At 49.9% G+C, this 18066-nt stretch carries 16 protein-coding genes and 1 pseudogene; 10 read left to right on the plus strand and 7 right to left on the minus strand.

Annotated features, from left to right (window positions below; all coding sequences use genetic code 11):
* Positions 1-21: 21 nt before the first annotated feature.
* The 3 genes from ppk1 to purM form a co-directional block, all read right to left on the minus strand.
* The gene (gene ppk1, locus AC0IXI_RS06495) at positions 22-2082 is read right to left on the minus strand and encodes a polyphosphate kinase 1 (protein ID WP_134184983.1); all 2061 of its coding nucleotides are present in this window, start codon (positions 2080-2082) and stop codon (positions 22-24) included.
* Positions 2083-2251: 169 nt separating this feature from the next.
* Complete coding sequence (purN, locus tag AC0IXI_RS06500; protein ID WP_134184986.1) at positions 2252-2893, minus strand: phosphoribosylglycinamide formyltransferase; 642 nt, start codon at positions 2891-2893, stop codon at positions 2252-2254.
* Positions 2893-3930 (minus strand): phosphoribosylformylglycinamidine cyclo-ligase, encoded by a 1038-nt coding sequence (purM, locus tag AC0IXI_RS06505; RefSeq protein ID WP_471682131.1) that lies wholly within the window; start codon positions 3928-3930, stop codon positions 2893-2895. The genes purN and purM overlap by 1 nt, the downstream gene beginning before the upstream one ends.
* Before the next feature lie 214 nt (positions 3931-4144).
* Between purM and upp the strand changes: the two genes are divergently transcribed.
* From upp to AC0IXI_RS06520, 3 genes are all read left to right on the plus strand, one after another.
* On the plus strand, positions 4145-4771 hold the full coding sequence (gene upp / locus AC0IXI_RS06510) for a uracil phosphoribosyltransferase (RefSeq protein ID WP_034459132.1): 627 nt from the start codon (positions 4145-4147) through the stop codon (positions 4769-4771).
* Positions 4772-4854: 83 nt separating this feature from the next.
* Complete coding sequence (gene uraA, locus AC0IXI_RS06515; RefSeq protein ID WP_064512992.1) at positions 4855-6141, plus strand: uracil permease; 1287 nt, start codon at positions 4855-4857, stop codon at positions 6139-6141.
* 99 nt (positions 6142-6240) lie between these two features.
* The gene (locus AC0IXI_RS06520; RefSeq protein WP_226812157.1) at positions 6241-6942 is read left to right on the plus strand and encodes a DnaA inactivator Hda; all 702 of its coding nucleotides are present in this window, start codon (positions 6241-6243) and stop codon (positions 6940-6942) included.
* Positions 6943-6982: 40 nt separating this feature from the next.
* Here the strand turns inward: AC0IXI_RS06520 and arsC are convergent, their stop codons facing one another.
* Entirely contained in the window at positions 6983-7339 is a 357-nt protein-coding gene (arsC, locus tag AC0IXI_RS06525) for an arsenate reductase (glutaredoxin) (RefSeq protein ID WP_064512989.1), read from the minus strand.
* Between the two features lie 11 nt (positions 7340-7350).
* Positions 7351-8813 (minus strand): annotated as a pseudogene (bepA, locus tag AC0IXI_RS06530) (beta-barrel assembly-enhancing protease).
* Between the two features lie 211 nt (positions 8814-9024).
* Here bepA and AC0IXI_RS06535 point away from each other — a divergent pair.
* Positions 9025-10095 (plus strand): AI-2E family transporter, encoded by a 1071-nt coding sequence (locus AC0IXI_RS06535; protein WP_064512984.1) that lies wholly within the window; start codon positions 9025-9027, stop codon positions 10093-10095.
* A gap of 54 nt (positions 10096-10149) precedes the next feature.
* Here AC0IXI_RS06535 and bcp read toward each other — a convergent pair whose 3' ends face one another.
* Positions 10150-10620, minus strand: coding sequence for a thioredoxin-dependent thiol peroxidase (bcp, locus tag AC0IXI_RS06540; protein ID WP_064512983.1), 471 nt, complete (start codon positions 10618-10620; stop codon positions 10150-10152).
* Positions 10621-10634: 14 nt separating this feature from the next.
* Positions 10635-11192, minus strand: coding sequence for a glycine cleavage system transcriptional repressor (locus AC0IXI_RS06545; protein ID WP_064512981.1), 558 nt, complete (start codon positions 11190-11192; stop codon positions 10635-10637).
* A 144-nt stretch (positions 11193-11336) separates the two neighbouring features.
* Between AC0IXI_RS06545 and dapA the strand changes: the two genes are divergently transcribed.
* From dapA to ypfH, 6 genes are all read left to right on the plus strand, one after another.
* Entirely contained in the window at positions 11337-12215 is an 879-nt protein-coding gene (dapA, locus tag AC0IXI_RS06550; protein ID WP_034459109.1) for a 4-hydroxy-tetrahydrodipicolinate synthase, read from the plus strand.
* Positions 12216-12231: 16 nt separating this feature from the next.
* Positions 12232-13266, plus strand: coding sequence for an outer membrane protein assembly factor BamC (gene bamC, locus AC0IXI_RS06555; protein WP_064512979.1), 1035 nt, complete (start codon positions 12232-12234; stop codon positions 13264-13266).
* Between the two features lie 108 nt (positions 13267-13374).
* Complete coding sequence (purC, locus tag AC0IXI_RS06560; RefSeq protein ID WP_034459103.1) at positions 13375-14088, plus strand: phosphoribosylaminoimidazolesuccinocarboxamide synthase; 714 nt, start codon at positions 13375-13377, stop codon at positions 14086-14088.
* A 197-nt stretch (positions 14089-14285) separates the two neighbouring features.
* Positions 14286-15164 (plus strand): KPN_02809 family neutral zinc metallopeptidase, encoded by an 879-nt coding sequence (ypfJ, locus tag AC0IXI_RS06565; RefSeq protein WP_471682132.1) that lies wholly within the window; start codon positions 14286-14288, stop codon positions 15162-15164.
* Between the two features lie 24 nt (positions 15165-15188).
* A complete protein-coding gene (locus tag AC0IXI_RS06570) occupies positions 15189-17204 on the plus strand; it encodes a tRNA(Met) cytidine acetyltransferase TmcA (RefSeq protein ID WP_471682133.1) in 2016 nt (671 codons plus the stop codon).
* 74 nt (positions 17205-17278) lie between these two features.
* Positions 17279-17977, plus strand: coding sequence for an esterase (ypfH, locus tag AC0IXI_RS06575; RefSeq protein WP_413498727.1), 699 nt, complete (start codon positions 17279-17281; stop codon positions 17975-17977).
* The last annotated feature ends 89 nt before the right edge of the window (positions 17978-18066 follow it).

An 18066-nucleotide genomic window follows, 5' to 3' on the forward strand; every position in this document is an offset into this window, starting at 1 on the left:
TTTTATAGTCGACATGGTGCATTATTCAGGTTGTTCAAGAGATTTAATGTAATCGTAAATCGCCAGTTGCGACCGTACCTTACGGCGGTTGCCGCGCGGCACATAACGATTACTCAGTTCTTTGTCGATGTAGCGCGCTTTTACCGTATCACTGAACAGTATTTCAATGATATCCAGCACCCGTTGTTTCAGGCGCGGGTCGAGAATAGCAACGGCCACCTCGATGCGATAATCAATGTTGCGCGTCATCCAGTCGGCAGAGGAAAGAAACACTTTTTTGTCGCCGCCATTTTCAAACACATATACGCGATCGTGCTCGAGATAGCGGTCAACAATACTGATTACGCGAATATTGTCGCTAATACCGTCCAAATTGGGGATAAGCGAGCACATGCCACGGATCAGCAGATTAACTTTTACACCTGAGCTAGAAGCCGCATACAGGCGGTCTACCAGCCCTTTATCGACCAGGTTATTCAGTTTCAGCGTGATGCCAGACGGCTCGCCATTTTGTGCATTAGCAATTTCTTTATCGACCAAATCGTAAAGCAGGCGGCGTGAGTTCTGTGGTGAAACCATCAGATGTTCGAATGTCACCGGGCGATAAGGGTTTTCGATAAAGTTAAATACGCGGCGTACTTCGTTGGTGATGCGCGCATCGCAGGTCAGTAACGAATAGTCGGTATAAAGCCGTGCAGTTTTCTCGTTAAAGTTACCGGTACCGATGTGGGCATAACGCACCACCTCTTCACCCTCTTTACGAGAAATCAGGAATAATTTGGCGTGAATCTTCAGGCCAGGGGCTGAGAAGATAACGTGCACGCCCGCTTCGGTCAGGCGTTTCGCCCAGTGAATATTGGCTTCTTCGTCAAATCGCGCTTGCAGCTCAACCACCACGGTGACTTTCTTGCCATTGTGCGCGGCGTGAATCATTGACTCGATAATGCGAGAGTCTTTCGCCACGCGATAAATATTGATTTTAATCGCCAGCACGCTCGGGTCGAACGACGCCTGGCGCAACAATTCCAGCACGTGCTCAAAGGTGTGATACGGATAGTAGAGCAGCACGTCGCGGTTGCGGATTGCATCAAAGCCGTTACGGAATTTATCGAACCAGATATGGCGCAAACGCGGCATCGGCTTGTTCACTAAATTGGCTTTGCCGACGTTAGGAAAATTAATGAAATCTTTGAAGTTATGGTAGCGACCACCCGGTACGATGGAATCGTAATTGGTGATGGTCAGTTTGTTACGCAGCATTTCAACCATCGCATCAGGCATATCACGCTGATACACAAAACGCACCGGCTCAGCTGTCAAACGCTGTTTCAGGCTTGATGACATCAGTTCCAGCAAGCTCGATTCCATTTCCGTTACCAGATCGTATTCTGCGTCGCGGGTCATTTTCATTGAGTAGGCGTTCAAGGAATCGTAATCGAAGAAGCCTTTGAAAATATCGTCCAGGCAATAACGCAAAATGTTATCTAGCAGGATCATCGGTTTGCGGCGGCGTGGTGCTTCCGGCGGCAAATTAACAAAGCGCGGTACTTTATCTGATGGAATTTCTAGCAGCGCGTAGCGAATGTCATCGCCACGAATGATCTCTACGGCGAGATAGGTGTAGTCATCTTTAAGAAACTGCACCAGATCGGTGTCGTGGTTAATCAGGATCGGTGTGATGTGCTGGCGCAAATAGTGTTTAAAGTAATGTCGCAGCCAGTTTTGCTGATTCGGGGAAAGCTGGCGTTCATTGATCAAGAAGATCTGATTACGCGCCATTTCCAGCAGCAGATCGTTATACAGCCCATCAAACTCTTGATCGGCCTTTAGAACACGCGCCTGAATTTTGTTGAGTAAATGGCGCGAGTTAGGAGCCGTACCTTGTTCTTCGCTGATCAGAATGCGCCGTTTTAGCTCGGCGAAACGAACTTTGTAAAATTCATCAAGGTTATTCGAATAGATGCCGAGAAAACGCATTCTCTCAATCAGCGGGTTAATTTTATCCGCTGCTTCCTGGAGCACACGTTCGTTAAAAGATAACCAGCTCAGTTCTTTTTCGATATACAGCTTATCCTGACCCATTAGCCCTCACACTCCGTTTTCGTGGACGTTAAAATGCCGTCACGTTTGTCATTATGGCGAGCTTTGCCGTGGAATGTCCAACGATGGCCGTAAAGTATGACAAATCATGATGAAGTTTAGTAAGCGTTGTAGGGTGGAGGCGTGAAAAAGGGGCCGTAGCCCCTAAGTTTTATTCGTCTGCAGCATGACCCTGCGGTGGCAATTTGTTGCCATCCAGCCAGGCGCTATTTTCACGCATTTCCAGGCGTCCTTCGACAAACCAGGAGACAACTAGCGGATAAATAGCGTGTTCCTGATTCTGTACGCGGGCGGTGATGTCTTCTTCATCATCACCTTCAAAAACCGGTACTTTGGCCTGCAGAATAACCGGCCCACCGTCGAGTTCTTCAGTGACAAAATGCACGGATGTTCCATGCACCTCGTCGCCGTTTTCCAACACCTGACTATGAGTATTGAGACCGGGATATTTTGGCAGCAGAGAAGGGTGGATGTTTATCAGTCGCCCTGCGTAATGACCGACAAACTCCGGGCTAAGAATGCGCATATAACCGGCTAGCACCACCAGATCCGGCGCGTAGGCGTCAATCTCAAGTATTAACTCACGATCGAACGCAGCGCGATCAGCGAATTGGCTAGCCGTTAACGCGTGAGCAGGAATTTCTGCTTCACGCGCACGTTCCAGGCCAAAGGCATCGGTTTTATTACTGAATACAGCCGCCACGGTGGCATTAATCTTTTTCAGCTTACAGGCATCGATAATTGCCTGAAGATTGCTTCCGTTTCCGGAAATTAGCACCACTATACGTCTCATTACTCAATAACCACGCGCTCGGAGGAATCAGAAGCTTTGATACTACCGATTTTCCAGGCGTTTTCACCTTTTGCGTTCAAAAATTCTATCGCTTTTTCAGCTTCTGACGCAGGCAGGACAATCAGCATGCCGACACCGCAGTTAAAGGTGCGGTACATTTCGTGACGGCTGATATTGCCGGCTTTTTGCAACCAGTTGAATACCGCAGGCCACTGCCATGAAGATTCAGCAATAATCGCCTGTGTGTTGTCTGGCAGAACGCGAGGGATATTTTCCCAGAAACCACCACCGGTCAGGTGTGCAATCGCATGAACGTCAATATTTTCAATCAATTCCAGAATGGACTTCACATAAATGCGAGTCGGTTCCAGTAAATGATCTGCCAGCGGTTTACCTTCAAGCTCTGTAGTTAGCGGGTCAGTACCGCTCACTTCCAGCACTTTACGAACCAAAGAATAACCGTTGGAATGCGGGCCACTTGATGCCAGGGCAATCAGCACATCACCGTCGGTGACTTTAGAACCATCGATGATTTCAGATTTCTCGACCACGCCAACACAGAAGCCAGCAACGTCGTAATCTTCGCCATGGTACATGCCTGGCATTTCAGCCGTTTCACCGCCAACTAATGCACAGCCAGATTGCAGACAACCTTCGGCAATACCAGAAATAACGCTCGCAGCCGTTTCGACTTCAAGTTTGCCAGTTGCATAATAATCAAGGAAAAACAGCGGCTCAGCACCTTGAACAATCAGGTCATTCACACACATCGCGACCAGATCGATGCCGATAGTGTCGTGGCGCTTTAAATCCATCGCCAGACGTAATTTAGTACCCACACCGTCGGTGCCAGAAACCAGCACAGGCTCACGATACTTTTGAGGTAACGCGCACAACGCACCGAAACCGCCCAGCCCACCCATGACTTCCGGGCGGCGAGTCTTTTTCACTACACCTTTGATTTTATCGACCAGAGCGTTACCAGCATCAATATCAACACCGGCATCTTTATAGCTAAGAGAGGTTTTGTCGGTCACTGCTTAGTCCCCGCGGATGGGTTAGAAATAAAAAACGCCGCAATTCTAACAGTGCAGGCAAACGTTTGCGAGCCTCTTATTTAGCGGGATGCAATTATTGTTGATATATACTCATTTCACCCTGGTTGATCTCGAAGCGGTGGCGCGGTGTTAAAAAAGCGGTATAATCCGGCGATTTTTTTTGTGCTGGCCAACTATCTCTGGGAGAAAGAGTATGAAGATCGTGGAAGTCAAACACCCACTCGTCAAACACAAGCTAGGTCTGATGCGTGAGAACGACATCAGCACCAAACGCTTTCGTGAACTCGCCTCAGAAGTTGGCAGCTTGCTGACTTACGAAGCCACGGCGGATCTGGAAACTGAAAAAGTCACTATCGAAGGCTGGAACGGCCCGGTAGAGATTGATCAAATCAAAGGTAAGAAGATTACCGTTGTGCCAATTCTGCGTGCCGGTCTGGGCATGATGGAAGGCGTGCTGGAAAACGTTCCAAGTGCGCGTATCAGTGTTGTTGGTATCTACCGTAATGAAGAAACTCTGGAGCCAGTTCCTTACTTCCAGAAACTTGTTTCTAACATTGAAGAACGTATGGCGCTGGTGGTTGACCCTATGCTGGCAACCGGCGGTTCTATGATTGCGACCATCGACCTGCTGAAAAATGCCGGTTGCACCAGCATCAAAGTGTTGGTTCTGGTCGCAGCACCTGAAGGTATCGCCGCGCTGGAAAAAGCGCACCCGGACGTAGAGCTGTTCACCGCTTCTATCGATCAGGGTCTGAACGAGCACGGATACATTATTCCGGGCCTCGGCGATGCCGGGGACAAAATATTTGGTACTAAGTAAAAATTGAGCCGACTTCGAAAGTCGGCTTTTTTTTGATTTGTTCGAGCCGTTATTTCTAAAAACAATACTCAGAGGAAAACACAATGACACGCCGCGCCATTGGAGTGAGCGAAAGACCACCCCTGCTGCAAACGATACCGTTAAGTTTGCAACATCTGTTCGCGATGTTTGGTGCCACCGTTCTGGTACCAATCCTGTTCCACATTAACCCGGCGACGGTGCTGCTGTTTAACGGGATTGGGACACTGCTGTATCTCTTTATCTGTAAAGGTAAAATCCCGGCTTATCTCGGTTCGAGCTTTGCGTTTATTTCACCTGTGCTGCTGCTTCTGCCGCTGGGTTATGAAGTGGCGTTGGGCGGGTTTATCATGTGTGGCGTGTTGTTCTGTATCGTGGCGTTGATTGTCAAAAAGGCCGGTACTGGCTGGCTGGATGTGATGTTCCCTCCAGCGGCGATGGGCGCGATTGTGGCAGTTATCGGTCTTGAACTGGCGGGTGTGGCTGCGAATATGGCCGGTCTTCTACCTGCTGATGGCACTTCTCCTGACTCAACCACAATCATTATTTCGCTGGTTACGCTTGGGGTAACCATCTTTGGTTCAGTTCTGTTCCGTGGCTTCCTGGCGATTATCCCGATTCTTATCGGTGTGCTGGTGGGTTATGCACTCTCCTTCGCCATGGGTGTGGTTGATGTCACACCAATTATTAACGCGCACTGGTTTGCACTGCCAACCTTCTATACCCCGCGTTTTGAGTGGTTTGCCATCTTAACTATTCTGCCTGCGGCGTTGGTCGTTATTGCGGAACACGTTGGTCACCTGGTGGTAACGGCAAACATTGTTAAGAAAGATTTGCTTCGTGACCCAGGCCTGCATCGTTCCATGTTTGCCAACGGCATTTCGACGATTTTCTCCGGTTTCTTTGGTTCGACGCCAAACACCACTTATGGTGAGAACATCGGCGTTATGGCGATAACCCGTGTTTATTCCACCTGGGTTATTGGTGGCGCGGCGATTCTGGCGATTCTGCTTTCCTGCGTAGGCAAACTTGCCGCAGCGATCCAGATTATCCCGGTTCCAGTGATTGGTGGTGTTTCTCTGCTGCTGTACGGCGTGATCGGCGCATCCGGTATTCGAGTGCTGATCGAATCAAAAGTCGATTACAACAAAACTCAAAACCTGATCCTGACCTCCGTTATCTTGATCATCGGGGTGAGTGGCGCAAAAGTGCACATTGGTGCTGCTGAGATAAAAGGGATGGCGCTAGCGACTATCGTAGGCGTAGGTCTGAGCCTGATCTTTAAACTTATCAGTGTGCTGCGTCCGGAAGAAGTGGTGCTGGATGCTAAAGAAAACGACGTAAATTCGTAGTTTTTCCTCAAGCCGGGCGGCGCGTTCGCCCGGTTCTATTGATCCTCATTTCTGTGTTAGACTCTCTGCGTTTTTCTGCCTGTTATGGTTGAGGTAATTCTGAATACGCCGGCACAGCTATCACTGCCACTCTATTTGCCTGATGACGAAACTTTTGCGAGTTTCTGGCCGGGTGATAACCCTTCTTTACTCGCCGCACTCCAGTCCGTGCTCCGTCAGGATCACAGCGGATATATCTATTTCTGGTCGCGAGAGGGAGGAGGGCGCAGCCATTTGCTGCATGCCGCCTGTGCGGAACTGTCACAACGTGGCGAAGCTGTTGGCTACGTGCCGCTTGATAAGCGCACCTGGTTTGTCCCGGAAGTATTGGACGGTATGGAACAGCTTTCGCTTGTGTGTATCGACAATATCGAGTGTGTAGCGGGCGACGAACTGTGGGAAATGGCGATTTTTAATCTCTATAACCGCATTCTTGAATCAGGAAAAACCCGTCTGTTGATTACCGGCGATCGTCCTCCGCGCCAGCTCAATTTGCAACTTCCCGACCTCGCATCGCGCCTTGACTGGGGCCAAATATATAAGCTGCAACCGCTTTCCGACGAAGACAAACTTCAGGCCCTGCAACTGCGTTCACGACTGCGCGGTTTTGAGCTGCCAGAAGATGTGGGCCGCTTCCTGTTAAAACGTTTGGATCGCGAAATGCGTACGCTGTTTATGACGCTCGATCAGCTGGATCATGCTTCTATCACGGCGCAACGTAAACTGACGATCCCGTTTGTGAAAGAGATTCTGAGTCTTTAATTCGTTTGGCGGATACACAGCGCGGCATCCGCTATTATCACTACAAAATTTCTAGCACCGACTCAGGCGGGCGGCCAATACGGGCTTGGCCATTAGCCAGCACTATCGGACGCTCAATTAGCTTTGGATTTTCGACCATCGCCTGAATCAATTGCTCTTCGCTTAATGCACTATCTGCCAGATTCAACTCCTTGTACAAATCCTCTTTCTGACGCATTAACTCGCGTGCGCTGGCAAAACCCAATTGGCTGAGCAACATTTTGATGGTTGCCGCATCCGGAGGGGTTTCCAGGTACAGCACCACTTCGGGTTCTACGCCATTTGCTTTTAGCAGGCTTAACGTTTCACGGCTCTTAGAGCAGCGCGGATTGTGATAAATAGAAACGGCTGTAGACATCGTAACTCCTGTTACATCTTAGAATACGGAAGGAAGCGTTTTTGCAGTTCGCGGAACTGATCGATTCGCGCATCATAACGGGCTTGCTGCAAGCTACCCAATTTCACTTGAGCGCTGGCACTACTGAGCAGCGAAATAGCCTGGTCAAGACGCCCAACGAGTGCCATCACCTCTGCGCGTGCAGCGAGCTCTTGATCACGATTGCCTAAATCAGCCTCGGTTTGCGCTAACAAATCCCAGGCATTGCTATCATCAGGGTGAGTGAAGGTATAACGATTGAGAATTGCTGCCGCCTGCTCTGGCTGTTTTGCCTGAACATAGGCGTTGGCAAGGTTAAGCTGTAACACCGGGTTCTGTTTCAAATCAGGCGCGTTTTTCAGTCGATTGATAGCGTCCGCGAATTTATTTTGCCCAAGGTCAATATCGGTAGATAAATCGAGATACCACGCATTTGTAGGTTGTGCGGTAAGCAGTGGTTGTAAAAGCTTACGGGCTTCATCCCATTTATTACTACCCATCGCCTGAAGCGCACGACCATATGCCGCCGCGTGTTGTTCGCGAATATTTCCCTTAGACCAGCTATCCAATAAATCACTGGTTAGTTGGTTACGTCCGGAGTTGTACATACCCAACGTACGGGCTTTTGCCATGTAAAAATCTTCTGAAGATTGTGTCACCACCGGCCGCATTTGGTTGGCTCGGTTGCGTGCATCTGCTAAACGGCTTTCAGGTAATGGGTGGGTGAGCAAAATTTCTGGTGGGCGAGATGAATAACGCGACTGGTCGAGCAGTTTCTCAAGGAAGGTTGGCATCGCTTGTGGATCGAAACCGGAGCGCTGCAACACCTGAATACCGATACGGTCTGCTTCCTGCTCGTTTTGTTGCGTGAAGCTGATCATGCCCTGTTGTGTACCGGCGAGTGTTCCGCTTAACGCTGCCATACCCGCTTGAGGGCTGGCCATCGCCAGTAAAATAGAACCTAATGCACCCACCCAGGTTAGTGGAGCATTTTTTTCTGATCTTCCATGGCTCGCGCCAGGTGACGTTGTGTGACGTGAGAGATTTCGTGCGCCATAACCGAGGCGAGTTGGCTTTCATTATCGGCATAACGGAATAGCGCTGAGTGCAGCACCACATTGCCGCCGAAGAAAGCAAAGGCGTTGATTTCGTCGTTATTGATCAGAAAGAAATGGAAAGGGGTCTTAACGGAGTTGGCATGGCTAACCAGACGCATACCCAGTTTGTTGATGTACTGCACGAGCAAAGGGTCATTGATTAATGGGGCGCTGCCTCGCAGTTGACGAACATAAAAGTCGCCCATCTGCATTTCCTGGCCAATTGACAGAGTATTACCTGCTGAAGTTCCCATATCTGGCAGTTGGTCGCTAACGTCCGCAAAGGCTGGAGTTACTGGACCCGCAAGCAAAGCTGCCATCAGTGTTGCAACCAGCGATTTTTTCAACTGCTTGAACATACGTCCTGTCCTGTTTAATCAAAGTTAATCTTCGACATGTATTACGTGAATTTGTTCGCATACAAAGATGAACTGTAGCCCACCGCATGACTGAGACCTATCTTATCTGCGACAATTTTAAACCGCCATTGAACAGACATAAAAAGCAAAGTCTTTACAGTGACATTTAGATACAATCTCTCCTCGCACAATACTGTCAGGGAAGGGATGTATGCTTGAAATGTTGTTGCAGTGGTATCGGCGACGGTTTAGCGATCCGGAGGCTATCGCACTGCTAGTCATTCTGGTTGCAGGATTTGTCATTCTATTCTTCTTCCACGGACTGTTAGCGCCGCTATTGGTGGCGATTGTGCTGGCTTATTTACTGGAGTGGCCAACCGCACGGCTTCAGCGTATCGGATGTTCACGAACCTGGGCTGCAACGATTGTATTGGTGCTGTTTGTCGGCATTTTGCTGCTGATGGTCCTGGTAGTTGCGCCAGTTGCCTGGCAGCAGGGTATCTATCTGATACGTGACATGCCGGGAATGCTGAATAAACTTTCTGATTATGCCGCCACACTGCCAAGACGTTATCCGGCACTGGTTGATGCAGGCATCATTGATGCCATCGCCGAGAACATGCGTGGGCGCATGATGGGGATGGGCGATCAAGTGGTGAAATATTCACTGGCTTCATTAGTTGGGCTGTTAACGCTGGCAATTTATCTGGTGTTAGTGCCGCTGATGGTGTTCTTCCTCGTCAAAGACAAAGAACAGATGCTTAATGCTGTTCGCCGGGTTTTACCTCGAAACCGTGGGCTTGCGGGGCAGGTATGGCTGGAGATGAATCAGCAAATTACGAACTACATTCGCGGCAAAGTGCTGGAAATGCTGGTTGTGGGTGTGGTGACCTATATTGGTTTTGTGATTTTTGGCTTGAACTACTCTCTGCTACTGGCAGTGCTGGTCGGATTCTCTGTGCTGATTCCATATATTGGCGCGTTTGTCGTGACAATCCCGGTAGTATGCGTGGCGTTATTCCAGTTTGGCATTGGCCCTGAATTCTGGACGCTTTTCGCGGTGTATCTCATCATTCAGGCGCTGGACGGTAACTTGCTCGTACCGGTGTTATTCTCTGAAGCGGTGAATTTGCATCCGTTGGTGATTATTCTGTCAGTTGTGATTTTTGGCGGGTTGTGGGGATTCTGGGGCGTCTTCTTCGCGATTCCACTTGCTACGCTGATTAAAGCGGTGGTGCATGCCTGGCCGGATAGTGTGTTGATAGACGATAAGCTAAATTAGAGAAAGTAAAAAGCCGACGTGAAGTCGGCTTTTTTAATATTTTTAGCGTAGCTATTAAGCGTTTTCTTTCAGCCAGTTCACCACAATGTCGTGATGGTTGCTGGTTTTGAAATCATCAAACACTTTTTCAACTTTCCCTTCACCATCTAGCAGGAAGCTAATACGGTGGATGCCATCGTAGGTTTTGCCCATAAAAGATTTCTCGCCCCACACCCCAAATTGCTCGCAGACCTGATGGTCTTCATCAGAAAGCAGGGTGAAGTTCAGTAACTCTTTTTCAGCAAAACGTGAAAGTTTCTCTGGTTTGTCGGTGCTAATACCCAGCACTTCCACACCGCTTTTTTTCAACGCATCCATGTTGTCGCGCAAGCCACATGCTTGCACGGTGCAGCCTGGCGTCATCGCTTTAGGATAGAAATAAACCAGAACGCGCTGTCCCTGGAAGTCGGTTAAATTTATTTGCTCGCCGTCTTGATCAGGCAAGCTAAATTTCGGTGCGCTATCACCGGCTTTCAGTGGGCTCATTACAACTCTCCGTCTTAATCATCTTGCTGTGGATAATTCACAACGTTAATACTGCCTTGTGCTTTAAGTTCTGTACAGAGGACCTTGAATTCATCTTCGATAACATTCGCATCCTGACCTGCCGGACTATGAGCTGTTATCTGAATATACAGCTGGGGTGGATTGCCATCCTGAGCCGGCTGGGTACGAGAACTCAATTCCGCAATATTCATGTGATGGGCATCAAACAGATGGGTGAAACGCTCGATTAAATGAGGCGAGTCGGTGACTTCTACCTGTACCCAGACTGTTGCTGGCATTGCCGGGCGCTCTTGCGCGGCTGTACGTTTCATAACGATTAATAAATCGAGCTCAGCACCTTTCAGCGGTAGCGTTGATTCAATCAGGGTTATGGCATTCCAACTGCCAGAAAGCAGCATGATAAACGTGAACTCTTCACCGAGCATAGCGAGGCGACTGTCTTCAATATTACAGCCGCAACTGCTCACATGGCGGGTGATGGTATTAACAATACCAGGTCTGTCCGCCCCAAGGGCCGTAATGACCAAATAATGGTGTGGTGAGAGTGTCAAACGTGTTCTTCCTGTGAATCGGTGAGATATCATAAGGAAAGCATAAAAAAAGTTGCGTACAACCGTGTAGCGTCACCTGGTGACTTGCTTTTGATCCTGCACCAAACGTACCATTGAGACACTTGTTAGCACAGAGGATGGCCAATGTTCACTGGAAGTATTGTCGCGCTTGTGACGCCGATGGATGAGAAAGGTAATGTCTGCCGGTCAAGCCTGAAAAAACTGATTGATTACCATGTCGCCAGCGGGACCTCGGCGATTGTCTCGGTAGGTACTACCGGAGAGTCTGCTACGTTGAGCCATGACGAGCACGGTGATGTGGTACTGATGACGCTGGAACTGGCCGATGGCCGTATTCCGGTTATCGCAGGGACTGGCGCGAATGCCACCTCTGAAGCTATCTCGCTGACAAAGCGTTTTGAAAACAGCGGAATTGTGGGCTGCCTGACGGTAACTCCATACTACAACCGCCCAACCCAGGAAGGGCTATATCAGCACTTCAAAGCAATCGCCGGAAGCACCGACCTGCCGCAGATGCTGTACAATGTGCCATCTCGTACCGGTTGCGACATGCTGCCTGAAACAGTAGGCCGTTTGGCGAAGATTAAAAATATTATTGGTATCAAAGAAGCTACCGGGAACTTAACACGAGTAAACCAGATCAAAGAGCTGGTTGAAGATGACTTCATCCTGGTTAGCGGCGATGACGCGAGTGCGCTGGACTTTATGCAATTGGGTGGCCACGGTGTGATTTCTGTGACGGCAAACGTAGCCGCGCGAGAAATGGCAGAAGTGTGTAAACTGGCCGCCAATGGGCAATATGCGCAAGCGCGCGTTATCAACGAACGTTTGATGCCGCTGCACAATAAATTATTTGTTGAACCCAATCCTATCCCGGTCAAATGGGCTTGTAGAGAGTTGGGACTTGTGGCGACCGATACCTTACGCCTGCCAATGACACCGCTGACTGAAGCCAGTCGTCCGGTGATTGTTAGCGCGCTCAAGCATGCCGGTTTGCTGTAAAGTTTAGGGAGATTTGATGGCTTACTCAGTACAGAAGTCGACGGTGGCGAAAGTTGCAGTGGTTTCGTTAGCCATGCTGTTAGCAGCATGTAGCACCGACCAGCGTTATAAGCGCCAGGTTAGTGGTGATGAATCCTATCTGGATGCAGCACCCCTCGCGGAAATCCACTCCCCGGCGGGGATGATCCTGCCGGTGCAGAATGGTGAATACAATATTCCGGTCACCAACGGCAGCGGCGCAGTAGGCAAACAGCTGGATATCCGTCCGCCAGCTCAACCTCTGGCATTGGTCAGTGGCGCACGTACTCAGTTTACTGGGGACACCGCAACTCTGATGGTTGAAAGTGCGCGTAGTGCAACGCTGTGGCCACAGGTCGTAAGCGCTGTACAGGCGAAAAATTACGGTATTGATAAACGTGATGACGCAAGCCAAACGCTGACCACTGACTGGGTCCAATGGAACCGTGCTGATGAAGATCAGCAGTACCGTGGGCGCTATCAAATCAGTGTGAAACCTCAGGGCTATCAACAAGCTGTGGTGGTTAAGCTGCTGAATCTGGAACAGGCTGGCAAGCCAATTTCTGACGCGGCATCTATGCAACGTTATAGTGCAGAAATGCTTAACAGCATCAGTGCGGCACTGGATAAAACCCAGACCGATCTGCAAAACGCGAAAGAAAGTCGTGCAGCAACGCAGCTTGATGTTCAAAGTGCCGCTGACGACACTGGCCTGCCAATGCTGGTGGTGCGTGGTCCATTCAACGTCGTATGGAACCGTTTACCGGCAACGCTTGAGAAAGTGGGCATGAAAGTCACCGACTCTACGCGTTCAACAGGCAGCATGGCTGTAACTTACAAACCATTGTCTGACAGCGCATGGCAAGATTTAGGGGCGAAAGACCCGGGTCTGTCCAGTGGCGATTATAAACTGCAAGTGGGCGACCTCGATAACCGCAGTAGTCTGCAGTTCATCGATCCGAAAGGTCACACGCTGACGCAGTCTCAGAACGATGCTCTGGTAGCTGCATTCCAGGCAGCATTCAGCAAGTAACATTTTAAAGGCCAGAGCTCTCTGGCCTTTTTTCTGTTAGGCTACGCAAACGTGTGCGTAGACACAGATAGCGGAATTTTTAGTTAAATCACACCTGGAGTAAGAAAGATGCAAAAGCAAGCTGAGTTGTATCGTGGCAAAGCGAAAACCGTATACAGCACGGAAAATCCGGATCTGTTGGTGCTCGAATTCCGCAATGATACTTCAGCAGGAGACGGTGCTCGTATTGAACAGTTTGACCGTAAAGGCATGGTGAACAATAAGTTCAACCATTTCATTATGACTAAACTGGAAGAGGCGGGCATTCCTACGCAAATGGAAGCTCTGCTCTCCGACAACGAAGTGCTGGTGAAAAAGCTGGATATGGTGCCGGTTGAGTGTGTAATTCGTAACCGCGCGGCGGGCTCACTGGTTAAACGCCTCGGTATTGAAGAAGGCATTGAGCTAAATCCACCGCTGTTTGACCTGTTCCTGAAAAACGATGCGATGCATGACCCGATGGTCAACGAATCTTACTGTGAAACCTTTGGTTGGGTGAACAAAGAGAATTTGGCTCGTATGCGTGAGTTGAGCTACAAAGCTAACGATGTTCTGAGCAAACTGTTTGATGACGCGGGTCTGATCCTGGTCGATTTCAAGCTGGAATTTGGTTTGTTCAACGGCGAGGTTGTACTGGGTGATGAGTTTTCCCCAGACGGTAGCCGTCTTTGGGACAAAGAAACGCTCGACAAGATGGACAAAGACCGTTTCCGCCAGAGCCTTGGTGGCCTGATTGAAGCTTATGAAGAAGTCGCTCGTCGTCTTGGCGTTCAATTAGACTAAGTTTACCCGTCATACTTCGAGCAGCAGTGGCGTAGCCGCATTACTGCAACTCGAATTATTTTAGGTATTACAGCAAGATTTCCTTTAAAGCCGGATGTGTTTTACATCCGGCTTTTTCACATCTTGTTTCCTATGGTAATCCTGGAATTAACCACCTACGATCTACTTATTACAAGTTATGAATAATGAGGTCGACTATGCGCTGGCAAGGTCGTCGCGAAAGCGACAATGTTGAAGACAGACGAAACAACTCTTCTGGCCCAAGCTTCGGGGGCGGCGGCGGTGGTGGATTCCGCTTACCTGGCGGTAAAGGCGGTATCATCTTATTAATAGTGGTCGTTGTGGCGAGCTATTATGGTGTCGATCTCACTTCAATGCTCGGTGGGCAGCCCGTTCCGCAACAGCAATCTACGCAACGTTCCATTAGCCCTAACGATGATGAGGCCGCTAAATTTACCCGGGTTATTCTGGCAACGACCGAGGACTCCTGGGGAGAAGTTTTCCAGAAGATGGGGCGCACTTATCAGCCACCAAAACTGGTGATGTACCGTGGCAGTACACGTACTGGCTGTGGCACAGGTCAGTCAATCATGGGGCCTTTCTACTGCCCGGCTGACAGCACGGTGTATATCGATCTCTCTTTCTACGATGAAATGAAAAGCAAACTGGGCGCTGATGGTGATTTCGCTCAAGGCTACGTCATTGCTCATGAAGTCGGCCACCACGTGCTGAAATTGTTAGGGATTGAACCTAAAGTCCGCCAGCTCCAGCAGGGCGTAAGCCAGGCGGAGGGCAATCGTCTTTCTGTAAAAATGGAATTGCAGGCCGATTGCTTTGCGGGTGTCTGGGGCAACAGCATGCAAAAACAAGAAGTGTTGGATGCCGGAGATTTGCAGGAAGCGTTGAATGCAGCTGAAGCGATTGGCGATGATAAACTGCAACAACAGAGTCAGGGACGCGTTGTTCCCGACAGCTTCACCCATGGTACTTCAGAACAGCGCTATACCTGGTTCAAACGCGGTTTCGATAGCGGTGACCCGGCGCAGTGCAATACCTTCGGTAATACCGCCAAATAACGAGATGTGACAAGGACGCAAGCCATGGAGCTGCTAAGGCAAGCAACCGCCAGTATGGCTGATGCTGGTATTCGCCGTATGATTATCATGGCGGGTGAGAAAACCTGGAGTAGTCAGCAAGTACAATCTCTTACCCGGCAATTACCCGGTGACTGGCTATGGGTTGGTGCAGCCCCGGAATTGCCGCTTCATTGTGCAACGTCGGCAATGCGCACTCTATTGGGCCGTGAGTTTCTCCATGCGGTCTTTGATGCAAGAGAAGGGCTTGATGCTGAAGCGCTGGCAGCCCTCGCGGGAACGCTTAAAGCGGGCAGTTGGTTGGTTCTGCTGGTTCCCGACTGGGACAATTGGCCGATGCAGCCGGATTGCGATTCAAGCCGCTGGAGTGAGCAGCCGGAAGCGATTCCAACTCCGCATTTTATCGCTCATCTACAGCACTGTATCTGTGCAGATAGCGAATGCGTGCTCTGGCAGCAGTATCAGCCGCTGCAAATCCCTGCTTTCTCGCCACGTCCACAATGGCATGCAGCCAATGGTGCACCTTTTGCAGAGCAGGCCGCTATTCTGGATAAGCTTTTGAATATGCCTGCGGGCGTTGCGGTGGTGACTGCTCCCCGCGGGCGTGGTAAATCTGCGCTGGCGGGGATGTTATTGCAAAGGATTCCAGTCAAAGGGCTGGTAACCGCTCCGGGAAAAGCGGCGACGGATGTGCTCGCTGAGCATGCAGGCGAGCGTTTCAATTTTGTCGCACCTGACGCACTGCTTGCCAACCCCGATGCATTTCAGGCCGACTGGCTCATCATTGATGAAGCCGCAGCGCTTCCGGCACCCCAGCTACGCCAACTAATATCCCATTTCCCGCGGGCTTTACTCACCACCACGGTTCAGGGTTATGAAGGGACAGGGCGCGGGTTTGTACTCAAGTTCTGCGCAAGTCTCGACGCACTGACGCGCTACACTCTTTCAACACCCATCCGTTGGGCTGCAAATGATCCGCTGGAAAAGTTAATCGACGCGGTTTTGCTATTTGATGAAATCGACATAACGACAGCCCCGCAAGGTACGATTTCTTTGCAGGTCATTGAACGCGACAGCGAGTTACAACCATCGCAACAACTACAACAGATGTACCGCTTACTGTCTGGCGCGCATTACCGCACTTCACCACTGGACTGGCGTCGAATGCTGGATGCTCCGGGGCAGCATTTTATTGCTGCAATCAGTCGTGGAGAAACGATTGGAGCAACCTGGCTTGTGGAGGAGGGTGGGCTTCATGAGGATCTCAGTCGAGCGGTGTGGGCCGGATTTCGGCGTCCACGTGGTAATTTAGTGGCGCAATCGCTGGCAGCACATGGCGGTAGTCCATTAGCTGCGACACTTAAAGGATTGCGCGTCAGCCGTATTGCTGTGCATCCTCTGCGCCAGCGTCAGCAAAGCGGCCAACAGATGATTGCCAAAGTGAAAGATCATGCAATGTTTGTTGCTGATTATCTTTCGGTGAGTTTTGGTTTTACTAACGAGTTATGGCGCTTTTGGGAAAGCTGTGGCTTCCGGTTGGTGCGCGTAGGTAGTCACCGGGAGGCCAGTAGTGGCTGCTATACGGCGATGGCGTTATTGCCGTTAACCGAGCAAGGTGAAGCTTTGACTGGTCATGAGCAGCAGAGGCTACAGCGCGATATTAAGTGGCTGCAACCGTGGATTGACCAATCCTTACCTGTTATTCCTGATGAAAAGGCTGCGCTAAACAGTGATGACTGGCTGGAGTTGGCAGGATTTGCCTTTGGACATCGCCCTGTGGAGGCCTGTCTGGGCTCTCTGAACCGTTTGTTGCTAACCAGCGATTTACCCCTTAACGCACTACGTGGCCGGGTACAACAGCGTTTAAGTGTTGAGTTTCTTTGCCAGCAATTACGCATTTCCGGACGCAAAGCATTGTTAATTGCGATGCGGCAGGAAGTGCAAAAGGCGCTGGAAAAACTTGATGAGCAACAGTGCATTGAGCTGAAAAATACGCTTTTACAATTGCAATTTTTCCACTAACTCGTTCAGTCAAACAGTATGGTCATCATGGAATCCCGGCGTATAGTCATCTCCAGAAACTAAAGGAGAACACCATGAAACACGACCATTTTGTAGTTCAAAGCCCTGCCACCCCGGCTAAGCAACTGATTCTGTTATTTCATGGTGTTGGCGATAATCCGGTAGCAATGGGGGAAATTGGTAGCTGGTTTGCGCCACATTTCCCCGATGCGCTGGTGGTCAGCGTAGGTGGCCCGGCACCCAGCGGTCCGTATCAAGGCCGTGAGTGGTTTTCCGTTGCGGGAGTCACGGAAGAAAACCGCCAGGCACGAGTTGATGCCATCATGCCAACATTTGTCCAGGTGGTGCGTGACTTGCAAAAAGACAGTGGCGTTCCTGCGAATGCCACAGCTCTGATTGGTTTCTCGCAAGGGGCGATCATGGCGCTTGAAGGAGTGAAAGTACAGTCAGAACTGGCTTCTCGCGTGGTAGCTTTTAATGGCCGTTATGCACAACTTCCGCAAAGTGCCACAACTTCAACCACTATTCATTTGATTCATGGTGACGTTGATAAAGTGATTGATGTGAAGCATGCCTTTGATGCTTACGAACAGTTAATGCAACTGGGCGGTGATGTGACGCTGGATGTGATTGACGATTTGGGCCATGCAATTGATGAGCGCAGCATTCAGATTGCGCTCGATCACCTGCGTTATACCGTGCCGAAGCACTATTTCGATGAGGCTCTCAGCGGCGGTAAGCCAAACGACGATGATATTGTCGAGTTTCTTTGAACCCCCGGTCTGAGTGAAGCTCCCAGCTCATAGACTCCTTCTGTATTTTGAACACAGCAGGATTCTATGGGCACACCAGAACATCACGT

The organism is Buttiauxella sp. AC038, from assembly GCF_979253565.1.

What these genes read in the sequence shown, in the direction of transcription:
- dapA (WP_034459109.1), top strand. Translation starts at nt 11,337, where the DNA reads ATGTTCACTGGAAGTATTGTCGCGCTTGTGACGCCGATGGATGAGAAA.
- purC (WP_034459103.1), top strand. Translation starts at nt 13,375, where the DNA reads ATGCAAAAGCAAGCTGAGTTGTATCGTGGCAAAGCGAAAACCGTATAC.
- uraA (WP_064512992.1), top strand. Translation starts at nt 4,855, where the DNA reads ATGACACGCCGCGCCATTGGAGTGAGCGAAAGACCACCCCTGCTGCAA.
- AC0IXI_RS06535 (WP_064512984.1), top strand. Translation starts at nt 9,025, where the DNA reads ATGCTTGAAATGTTGTTGCAGTGGTATCGGCGACGGTTTAGCGATCCG.
- ypfJ (WP_471682132.1), top strand. Translation starts at nt 14,286, where the DNA reads ATGCGCTGGCAAGGTCGTCGCGAAAGCGACAATGTTGAAGACAGACGA.
- ypfH (WP_413498727.1), top strand. Translation starts at nt 17,279, where the DNA reads ATGAAACACGACCATTTTGTAGTTCAAAGCCCTGCCACCCCGGCTAAG.
- bcp (WP_064512983.1), bottom strand. Translation starts at nt 10,620, where the DNA reads ATGAGCCCACTGAAAGCCGGTGATAGCGCACCGAAATTTAGCTTGCCT.
- purN (WP_134184986.1), bottom strand. Translation starts at nt 2,893, where the DNA reads ATGAGACGTATAGTGGTGCTAATTTCCGGAAACGGAAGCAATCTTCAG.
- AC0IXI_RS06570 (WP_471682133.1), top strand. Translation starts at nt 15,189, where the DNA reads ATGGAGCTGCTAAGGCAAGCAACCGCCAGTATGGCTGATGCTGGTATT.
- bamC (WP_064512979.1), top strand. Translation starts at nt 12,232, where the DNA reads ATGGCTTACTCAGTACAGAAGTCGACGGTGGCGAAAGTTGCAGTGGTT.
- upp (WP_034459132.1), top strand. Translation starts at nt 4,145, where the DNA reads ATGAAGATCGTGGAAGTCAAACACCCACTCGTCAAACACAAGCTAGGT.
- arsC (WP_064512989.1), bottom strand. Translation starts at nt 7,339, where the DNA reads ATGTCTACAGCCGTTTCTATTTATCACAATCCGCGCTGCTCTAAGAGC.
- ppk1 (WP_134184983.1), bottom strand. Translation starts at nt 2,082, where the DNA reads ATGGGTCAGGATAAGCTGTATATCGAAAAAGAACTGAGCTGGTTATCT.